The organism is Mycobacterium sp., assembly GCF_049280035.1.
Classification (GTDB): domain Bacteria; phylum Actinomycetota; class Actinomycetes; order Mycobacteriales; family Mycobacteriaceae; genus Mycobacterium.
This window is the reverse complement of record NZ_JBAPPI010000876.1, coordinates 1-7,443: the sequence shown is the minus strand read 5'-3', so window position 1 is coordinate 7,443 and position 7,443 is coordinate 1. Positions and strand designations below refer to the sequence as shown.

Sequence of the window (7,443 nt, the reverse complement as noted above, 5' to 3'; positions counted from 1 at the left end):
GTCGGAGTGGTCACCGCGCTCGTCCGCGTCGAAGGCGCGGCGTTCGGATTGCTGGCCAACAGCAGTCATCATCTCGGCGGGGCCATCGACGCCGAGGCCGCGGATAAGATCGGCGACTTCCTCATGTTGTGCGAATCGTTTGGGCTGCCGATCATTTCGCTGTGTGACACGCCGGGGTTCATGGTCGGCCCGGACGCCGAAGTGCACGGCGCGGTCCGGCGGATGAGCCGGCTGTTCATCGTCGGCGCTCGGCTGACGGTGCCGTTCGGGATGATCATCCTGCGCAAGGGTTACGGGCTGGGGGCGATGGCCATGGCCGGCGGCTCGTTGCACGCCCCGGAGTTCACGGTCGCCTGGCCGACCGGGGAGATCGGCGGGATGGGCCTGGAAGGTGCTGTGCGACTGGGATTCAGCAAGGAGCTGGCTGCCGTCACCGATCCGACCGAACGCCAGAACCTGTTCGACAAATTGGTCGAGGCGGCCTACCAGCATGGCAAGGCGCTCACGTCCGCCACCACCTTCGAGCTCGACGACGTGATCGACCCGGCCGACTCGCGGGCCTGGATCACCCGGCTGTCCCGGTAGTCGCGCGCACCACGCCCGCGGCGTTCCCGGCTTTATGTAACGGGTCCAGGGTGTCGCGACCGGCGGCGACCCTGCTTGCGGCGCCGGCGGCGGCCTCGGGGAATTAGCTTCCGGCTGCTCGTCTTTCCCTTACGCACGGTGATCGCGCGACGCGCGACGGATGTGGCTGTCTCCCGGGCTTAGGAGGGGTCGATGTTCTGGTTGAGGCGAAAGAAATTGTCCGGGTCGTAGCGTCGCTTGAGTTCGACGAGCCGCTCATAGTTGACGCCGTACGCTTGTCGGACGCAGCCGTGGTCGTCGGCGGGCAGGTAGTTGCTGTAAGAGCGGTCCGCCATGTGCGGCGCGAGCGCCTCGAAGGTTGCCCGCGCCCACGCGATGCCTGCGTCAGTGTCCGCTGGGTCGCTCCATTGGGAGATGAGCAGCAGGTTGTGCCCAGGCTCGCGGTGCGGGTAGGCGGTGCTGCTCGGATCGATCCGGGTCGCTGCGCCGTGGAAGTTCTCGATGATTAAGGCGCACAACTCAGTCGGCGCCCGTTCGAACGCCTGGACGAGGGCTGTAATAGCCGCGTCTGTGAGTTCGGTGAAGAACGCCGACTTCCAGTAGTTGAGCGTTCCTGGGTTGAAGAGCCAGTCAACGCGGGTGTTCGCGACCGGGTAAGGCACCCGCTGAATCATGTCTGCGGCGGGGGATCCAAACCCGCGCAGCGCTCCGACGTCGGCCTCGGCCTGATCGGGGTCCGTTCCGCAGTGGCAGATAGCGACCCCGCAGAGCTTCGTGCCAGAGCCGTCGGGCGCGTGCAGGAAAGCGGCCTGGGTCCCGAGCTCGTCAGGCAAGTCGGCGCAGAAGTCGCGATAAAACGAAAGCAGCGAGGGCGCCGCGTCGAGGACATACAACGCTGGCCCGCTGAGGACGCTCTCTACCGGGTGCGCCTGCAGCTCGAACGAGGTGACCACACCGAAGTTGCCGCCGCCTCCACGGATCGCCCAGAACAGATCTGGGTTGTCGTGGTCGCTGGCCGTCACGACCTCCCCGGACGCGAGCACAACCTCCGTAGCAAGGAGGTTGTCGATCGCCATGCCGTAGCGTCCCATCAGCCAGCCCAGGCCGCCTCCGAGTATGAGCCCGGCGATTCCGGTGCTCGACACCACACCACTCGCGGTCGCGAGGCCGAACACACCGGTCGTGCGGTCCAGCTCCCGGATCGTGACGCCGCCCTGGGCGCGGACGGTGCGTCGGGCCGAATCGACATGGATCGCCTTCATCAGCGAAAGGTCAATCATCAGCCCGCCCTCGGTGACCGCCTTGCCGGCGACATTGTGCCCGCCGCCGCGGACCGATACCTCGAGCCCGATGTCCCTGGCTGTAGTGACGGCGTCAATCACGTCGGCGGTGTTCAAGCACCGCGCGATGAGCGCGGGCCGCTTGTCGATCAGGCCGTTGTGGATCTTGCGCACGGCGTCGAAGCCCCGGTCTGCCGGGGTCACGATCTGGCCGGAAAACCCCTCGGCTAGAGATGCGACGTAGTCGGGCGTCGTCATATCGGCGGACGTTACACCCGGTCGGCCGCTAACTGACCGATCTTGGCAGCTGAAGGCGCTCACGTCCGCCACCACCTTCGAGCTCGACGACGTGATCGACCCGGCCGACTCGCGCGCCTGGATCACCCGGCTGCTGTTGCGCGGCTGAACCGAGCTGAACTACTCGAACCTTTGCACCGAATCTGAGGTCGGATTCAGGTATGATGACCGGGTGGATGCGACTGCTTTCGATGTGCACGAGAGTGTGCCGTCGATCGAGCCCGCAGCGCCGTCGCGCCAACGGCCGGCGACGGTGCGCGGAGCCCGGACCCGGGCCGCGTTGATCGCCGCTGCGCGGAAAGTGTTCGAGCGGGACGGCTACGTCGACTGCAAGCTCACCGACATCACCAAGGCGGCCAAGTGCGCGACCGGCTCGTTTTACACCTACTTCGCCAACAAGGCGGAGATCTTTGCTGCCGTCCTCGAGGAGGCGCAGCGGGACATGATGCATCCGGGCATGGGTCGGGTGGCCGCCGAGGACGATCCGTATGCGGTGCTGGAGGCCAGCAACCGGGCATATCTCGAGGCATATCGACGAAATGCCAAGCTGATGGGGCTGCTCGAACAGGTCGCGCAGGTGGATCCGGAGTTCCGCATGTTCCGCAGGCGCCGTGCGGAAGCCTTCATCCAGCGCAACGCCCGCGGGATCGCCGATCTGCAGGAGCGCGGGATCGCTGACCGCGAGGTCGATCCGTTGCTCGCCTCGAGCGCGCTGTCGGGCATGGTCAGCCGGGCCGCGTACAGCGTGTTCACGCTAGGCGAGAGCGAGGACGCTGACGGCGAGCCGGCCGAGTTCGAGCTACTGGTGGCCACCCTGACCCGGCTGTGGGCGAACGCCCTGCGGTTTCCCGGCCACCGTTGATCGCCTAGGTCGAGGTTGAATTTGAGTCCGGATTCAACTAAGGTTCAAGCGGCCGGAAGACGTTCATCCCGGCCGTTGACGTTGCCCACGAGTATGAGGATTCGGTTGTGAAGGTTGCCCAGAAAGTCGCGATTGTCACCGGCGGCGGAGGCGGCATCGGCGGTGCAATCGCCGCGAAACTGGCGGCGCAGGGTGCCCGGGTGGTCGTCGCCGACCTGGACACGGACGCCGCGCGGGCAGTGGCGGAAAGTGTCAACGCCGACTGGCCCGGCACGGCGGTCAGTGCCGGCGGCGACGTATCCGACACCGCCCAGATCCAACGGCTGATCGATCTTGCGGACAGCGAATTCGGCCCGGTCGACCTGTATTTCGCGAACGCGGGTATCACCGGCGTCGCGGGACTCGACATCAGCGAGCGCGAGTGGGACCAGTCCATCGATGTCAACCTGCGGGCTCACCTGCGCGCCGCGCAACTGCTGGTGCCCAAATGGGTTGAGCGCGGCGAAGGTTACTTCGTGAGTACCGCCTCGGCGGCGGGACTGCTCACCCAGCTCGGCTCCGCCACCTACTCAGTCACCAAGCACGCCGCTGTCGGCTTCGCCGAGTGGCTGAACATCACCTACGGCGACCAAGGGGTGAGGGTGAGCTGCCTGTGCCCGATGGGGGTGAACACCAAGCTGCTGTATACCGGCGAGGAGACCGGCAGCGTGCTGGGCAGCCTCGCCACCCGGGCGGTCACCGCCGCCGGTGATGTGCTGGAGCCAACCGCGGTCGCCGACATCGTCCTTGATGCAATTGAGGACGAGCGGTTCCTGATCCTTCCGCATCCCGGCGTGATTGACATGTATCGCCAGAAGGCGACCGACTACGACCGTTGGCTGCGGGGCATGCGCCGTTACCAGCGGGGCCTGCTCTACGTGGATCCGTCAGATTCGTCTTAGACCCCCTGATTTTGCCGAGTACCGTAAGGAGTTCGTATGTCCGTGTTCGAAATGTCCGATCGCGCCAAGAAATACCAGGCGGATCTGCTGGAGTTCATGGAGTCGCACATCTACCCCGCCGAGCCCGTCTACGACGAACAGATGCGCGAATCCGGCGACCCGCACTTCCAGCCGCCGATCCTCGAGGAACTCAAGGCGGAGGCGCGTCGACGGGGACTCTGGAACCTCTTCCACCCGCACCCCGAGTGGGGGCCCGGGCTTACCAATCTGGAGTACGCACCGCTCGCCGAAATCATGGGCCGCAGCCACCTCGCCTCCGAGGCGTGCAACTGTAACGCGCCGGACACCGGCAACATGGAGGTGCTGACGCTGTTCGGCACCGATGAGCACAAGGAGAAGTACCTCAAGCCGCTGCTGGACGGCACCATGGCCTCCGCGTTCGCGATGACCGAACCGCAGGTCGCCAGCTCAGACGCCACCAATGTTCAGCTGTCTATGGTGCGCGACGGCGACCAGTACGTCCTCAACGGACGAAAGTGGTTCGCTTCCAACGCCTTACACCAGAACTGTAAGGTGCTTATTGTGATGGGTAAGACGGACCCGACGGCCGCCCCCCACCGGCAGCAGTCGATGGTGGTGGTCCCCATCGACGCTCCAGGTGTCACCGTCATGCGCGGGTTGCCGGTATTCGGGTATCAGGACCGTGAGGGCCACGCCGAAATCGACTTCAATGACGTGCGGGTGCCACTCAAGGACGTGCTCAAGGGCGAAGGCGAGGGGTTCGCAATCAGCCAGGCACGCCTCGGACCGGGCCGGATCCATCACTGCATGCGCGCAATCGGCATGGCCGAGCGGGCTCTGGAATTGCTGTGCAAGCGGGCGCAGTCCCGCGTCACCTTCGGCAAACCGATCAGCGAGAACGCCAACATCCAAGACTGGATCGCCGAAGCACGCATCGATATCGAGATGATCCGGCTGCTCACGCTCAAGGCTGCCTACCTGATGGACACGGTCGGCAACAAGGCAGCGCAAACGGAGATCGCGGCGATCAAGGTGGCGGCTCCGAACGTGGCGCTGAAGATCGTCGACCGGGCGATTCAGGTGCACGGCGGCGGCGGGGTGACCGACGACTTCCCGCTTGCCCTGGCCTGGGCGCATCTGCGCACGCTGCGCCTTGCCGACGGCCCCGACGAGGTGCACAAGCGCGCCATCGCGCGGCGGGAACTGCGCAAGTACTCCGGCAAGCCTGCCGCCGTCAACGTCGCGAAGGTGAGCTGAAATGTCACCGGACCTGAGCGGCCGCACTGCGATCATTACCGGGGCCTCGCGGGGGATCGGGCTGGCGGTCGCGCAGCAACTGGCGGAGGCCGGCGCGAACGTTGTGCTCACCTCGCGCAAACAGGAGAGCGCGGACGCGGCGGCGGAGCAAGTCGGCGGTGGCGCCATCGGTGTGGCGGCCCACGCTGTCGACGAAGACGCCGCTAGGCGCTGCGTCGACCTGACACTCGACCGTTTCGGCAGCATCGACATCCTGGTGAACAACGCCGGCACCAACCCGGCATACGGCCCGCTGATCGAACAAGACCACGCTCGTTTCGCCAAAACCTTTGAGGTCAACTTGTGGGCACCCCTGCTATGGACCTCGCTCGCGGTCAAGGGATGGATGGCCGACCACGGCGGCGCCGTGGTCAACACCGCATCCATCGGCGGCATGCATCAGTCACCGAACATGGGCATGTACAACACGACGAAGGCCGCTCTGATCCACCTCACCAAGCAACTGGCGCTGGAACTTTCACCGCGGGTTCGGGTCAACGCGATCTGCCCCGGCGTGGTGCGCACCCGGCTCGCCGAGGCGCTGTGGAAGGACCATGAGCAGGCACTGTCGGCATCCACGGCGCTGGGCCGAATCGGTGAGCCTGCCGACGTGGCATCCGCGGTCGCCTTCCTGGTGTCTGATCAGGCCAGCTGGATCACCGGCGAGACCCTGGTGATCGACGGCGGTCAGTTGCTCGGCAACGCGCTAATGTTCCGGGCCGGAGCCGGTATTGGTGGCTAGCTCCGGTGACGATGCGGGCCGAAACGGCCCGCTGAGGAGCCGGGCCATTGGCTCTAGCGACAACCTCGTCGGAATCAATCCGACCGCGGTCGCCGATTGGATCGAGCAACTCGGAGTCACGTTCACTGCGCCGCTGAGCTTCGAGCGGATCGGGCTGGGACAGTCGAACCTGACCTACCTGGTGCGTGACGCCGAAGGGCGAAAGTGGGTGTTGCGGCGGCCGCCACTGGGAGAGCTGTTGGCGTCCGCGCACGATGTCGCCCGCGAAGCGCGGATCCTGTCGGCGCTGGAGGACACACCGGTGCCCACGCCCCGGGTGTACGGGCTGACCCGGGATGCCCGTGGCGATCGCCAGCGTGGCGAAGCCGGGCGCAGCGGGTCGCCACAGCAGCCCCGTGGCGATCGCCAGCGCGGCGATGCCGGGCGCAGCGGGTCGCCACAGAAGCCCCGTGGCGATCGCCAGCGCGGCGATGCCGGGCGCAGCGGGTCGCCACAGAAGCCCGATGACGTCCCACTGCTGTTGATGGAGTTCGTCGACGGCGTGGTGGTGGACCAGATGCCGATCGCCGAATCGCTCACGCCACAGCGCCGCAGGGAAATCGGGCTCTCGCTTCCCATCACCCTGGCCAAAATTCACGCTGTCGACCTCGAAGAGTCTGGCCTCGACGACCTGGCCAGCCACAAGCCGTATGCGCAGCGTCAGCTCAAGCGTTGGGCCGGGCAGTGGGAGCAGTCGAAGACCCGGGAGCTGCCAGACCTCGACGACTTGACCCGCCGGCTGATCGCCGCGGCACCGCAACAGCAGGAACTGACGTTGGTGCACGGCGACTTTCACCTACGCAACCTCATCACGTCGCACACGACCGGGGATGTCATCGGCGTCTTGGACTGGGAGTTGTCCACCCTTGGTGACCCATTGGCCGATATGGGCAGCCTGCTGGCGTACTGGCCCGAGGCCGGCGAGGAGGACATCGCGGGCGGCTTCGCCGCGACCGCACTAGAAGGATTCCCGGATCGCGCGGAGATGGCACGGATGTACCTGGCGGAGACCGCGCGCGACGCGGCGACGCTGAAGTACTGGCATGCGCTGGGCCTGTGGAAAGTCGCCGTCATCGCCGAAGGTGTGATGCGTCGCGGGATGGACGAACCGCAGAACAAGGCCGCCGCCGGTACGCCGACCATGCGATGGATCGACGCGCTGGTGTGCAAGGCGCGCGAAGTAGCGGAGGATGCGGGTATCTGAATCGATGGAAGGACCCCGATGAGCGCTGACGAGCAGGCCGAGCAGGCGGTCGCTGAGGATCTGCGCGCGCGGGTGCGGGTGCTGCTCGACGAGCACGACCCGGCGAGCAGCGACCCGCGGGAATTCCTGGCGGCGCGGTTCGACGCCGGCCTGGCGTGGGTGCACTTCCCGCGCGG

The 7,443-nt window shown here is 66.3% G+C and carries 7 protein-coding genes; 6 read left to right on the top strand and 1 reads right to left on the bottom strand.

Translation table 11 applies throughout. The features are described 5' to 3' along the window. Positions 1-585: carboxyl transferase domain-containing protein (locus WAN71_RS27895; RefSeq protein WP_422228421.1), on the top strand; the 585-nt coding region annotated here is incomplete at its 5' end. 179 nt (positions 586-764) lie between these two features. Here WAN71_RS27895 and WAN71_RS27890 read toward each other — a convergent pair. After that, the gene (locus WAN71_RS27890; protein WP_422228420.1) at positions 765-2,123 is read right to left on the bottom strand and encodes an FAD-binding oxidoreductase; all 1,359 of its coding nucleotides are present in this window, start codon (positions 2,121-2,123) and stop codon (positions 765-767) included. A 211-nt stretch (positions 2,124-2,334) separates the two neighbouring features. On the opposite strand from WAN71_RS27890, the gene WAN71_RS27885 reads away from it, so the two are divergent. From WAN71_RS27885 to WAN71_RS27865, 5 genes are all read left to right on the top strand, one after another. Then, positions 2,335-3,024, top strand: a complete 690-nt coding sequence (locus WAN71_RS27885) for a TetR/AcrR family transcriptional regulator (protein WP_422228419.1) — start codon at positions 2,335-2,337, stop codon at positions 3,022-3,024. A 107-nt stretch (positions 3,025-3,131) separates the two neighbouring features. Continuing rightward, on the top strand, positions 3,132-3,965 hold the full coding sequence (locus tag WAN71_RS27880) for an SDR family oxidoreductase (protein ID WP_422228418.1): 834 nt from the start codon (positions 3,132-3,134) through the stop codon (positions 3,963-3,965). Positions 3,966-4,001: 36 nt separating this feature from the next. After that, a complete protein-coding gene (locus WAN71_RS27875) occupies positions 4,002-5,243 on the top strand; it encodes an acyl-CoA dehydrogenase family protein (RefSeq protein ID WP_422228417.1) in 1,242 nt (413 codons plus the stop codon). A gap of 1 nt (position 5,244) precedes the next feature. Beyond that, the gene (locus WAN71_RS27870; RefSeq protein WP_422228416.1) at positions 5,245-6,024 is read left to right on the top strand and encodes an SDR family oxidoreductase; all 780 of its coding nucleotides are present in this window, start codon (positions 5,245-5,247) and stop codon (positions 6,022-6,024) included. Positions 6,025-6,070: 46 nt separating this feature from the next. After that, positions 6,071-7,267, top strand: coding sequence for a phosphotransferase family protein (locus WAN71_RS27865; RefSeq protein ID WP_422228422.1), 1,197 nt, complete (start codon positions 6,071-6,073; stop codon positions 7,265-7,267). Positions 7,268-7,443: the final 176 nt, after the last annotated feature.